Origin of the sequence: Haladaptatus sp. (genome assembly GCF_049589095.1) — an archaeon.
Lineage (GTDB): Archaea > Halobacteriota > Halobacteria > Halobacteriales > Haladaptataceae > Haladaptatus.
This window is the reverse complement of record NZ_JBAWAC010000258.1, coordinates 1-1901: the sequence shown is the minus strand read 5'-3', so window position 1 is coordinate 1901 and position 1901 is coordinate 1. Positions and strand designations below refer to the sequence as shown.

The 1901-nt window shown below is 60.7% G+C and carries 2 protein-coding genes; both read right to left on the bottom strand.

Annotated elements, in window-relative coordinates; translation table 11 throughout:
• On the bottom strand, positions 1–501 hold a 501-nt coding region (locus WBV42_RS08440), incomplete at its 3' end, for an ABC transporter ATP-binding protein (RefSeq protein ID WP_423985635.1).
• Between the two features lie 75 nt (positions 502–576).
• On the bottom strand, positions 577–1674 hold the full coding sequence (locus WBV42_RS08435; RefSeq protein ID WP_423985634.1) for a FecCD family ABC transporter permease: 1098 nt from the start codon (positions 1672–1674) through the stop codon (positions 577–579).
• Between the last annotated feature and the right edge of the window lie 227 nt (positions 1675–1901).

Genomic DNA, 1901 nt, shown 5'->3' with positions numbered 1-1901 from the left:
ATTCATCTCCTCGTCCCTGAGGTGCGTGACGCCGGCGCGTTCGAGTGCGGTATCGACAGCCTCGTGATCCGCTTCCGTCTTCGATTCGAAGAGCTTGCGGTGCGGGTATCGACCGTGGTATGCGAGTTCCTCGACGGTCAGGCTTCCGGGCGACTTGTTCTGTTGTGAAAGGAGCCCCAGTTCCCGCGCGAGCTCTTTCGTCCCGAACGACTGGATGTCGTTGCCGTCCAACCGAACGATGCCGTTTTCGGGTTCCAGTTCGCGGGACAGCGCCTTCAGCAGCGTGCTCTTTCCGCTCCCGTTCGGACCGACGAGCGCGGTTATCTCCCCCGCCGGGAGGACGATGGAGTTACATTCCACGATGATTCCGGAAGTCGGATAGCCGATCGCCAACTCCTCGCCGAACAGTTCGCTCGCGCGCTCGTTCGTCGGCTCTTCAGTTCGTTCGTTCTCCGATTCGTCCGTTCCCTCGTTCATCGTTTGGTCTATCTGTTCACTCATTCTGATTCCTCCGGCAGGCGTCCGGTTCCGTCCCGGTCGTCCCTTCGTTGGTGGCGGTGGTGCCTTCGTGTGCCATCAGAGCTCACCCATGTTCTGCTGTTTCCGCATGAGATAGAGGAAGTACGGCCCACCGACGAGTCCGGTGACGATACCGACCGGAATCTGGATCGGCATGAGTGCGAGTCGAGCCCCCACGTCGGCGGCGACGACCAGTGCCGGTCCGGCGAACAGGCACCCGATCATGAGCTTTCGGTAATCGCTCCCGACGATGTTCCGGACGACGTGGGGAACGATGAGGCCGACGAAGCTAACGATTCCGGCCACCGAGATGGCGGAACTCGCCGCGATGATCGCCAGTATCGAGAGTCCGAACCGGACCCGCTCGACCGACATGCCGAGCGACCGTGCGGTTCGTTCGCCGAGGAGAAGGACGTTCAACTGCCGGGACACGATCAGCGAAATCGGAATGACGATCAGCGTCGGGATGAGGACGATCCGAACCTGCTCCCAGCCGGTTCCCGTGAGCGACCCCGTGGTCCACGCGAGGGCCTGTTGTACCACGCCGATGTCGTCCGCGAAGAAGAAGAGGCCGCGTTGGAGCGACGAAAAGACCGTGCTGACGATGACACCCGCGAGGACAAGTCGGACGGGACTTGTCCCACCCTTCCACGCGATGGTGTAGACGATGATGAACGCGACGACACCACCGAGCGCCGCGAACACGGGGAGGAACAACGAGAGGCCGCTGAACACGACGAGCGTGAGCAACACCGCGAGTCCGGCACCGCTGCTGACGCCGAGGATGTACGGGCTCGCCAGTTCGTTGCGCGTGACGGCCTGGAAAATCGCGCCCGAGACCGCCAGGTTCACGCCGACGAAGATTCCGACCAGGACTCGTGGAAGACGCAGACTCCAGACGACCGTCGTGGTGTTGCTCAAGTTCGTACCGTCCGGAATCTCGCCCCCGAACAGGAGCGCCCCGAGTACCTTGGGATCGGCGATGACTTTCGGGTTGAACACGGCGTGCCACGCCTGCGAAAGCGTCGTGGAGTACGCGCCAAAACTGACTTGCACGAGCGCGGAAACGATCACGATTCCGATACTCGCCAGAATGAGCCCCGCCAGTGACCCGTCTATTCGTTCTCCTATCGTCGCCTCGACCTCCTCTGTCATGTGTCCGATCCCGTACTCGGTTTTTCCATCGTTGTCACTACCCGGTGAAGCGACTCGCGCTTCACCTCTTGTTCATCTTTTAGGCCTGCCTAAACACCGATAAGAGCTTTGGTTTTTCTCCCGGAGCGCTAATTACGCCTCTATCGCGCACTCACCGTCCACTTCGGGTTTGTTGCACGGCTCTATCCTCGATTCGATGGGTTACGATTTCGCACTGAAAAGTGTTG

Excerpts from the sequence above, each read along its gene's own strand:
- WBV42_RS08435 (WP_423985634.1), bottom strand. The coding sequence starts at position 1,674 with ATGACAGAGGAGGTCGAGGCGACGATAGGAGAACGAATAGACGGGTCA.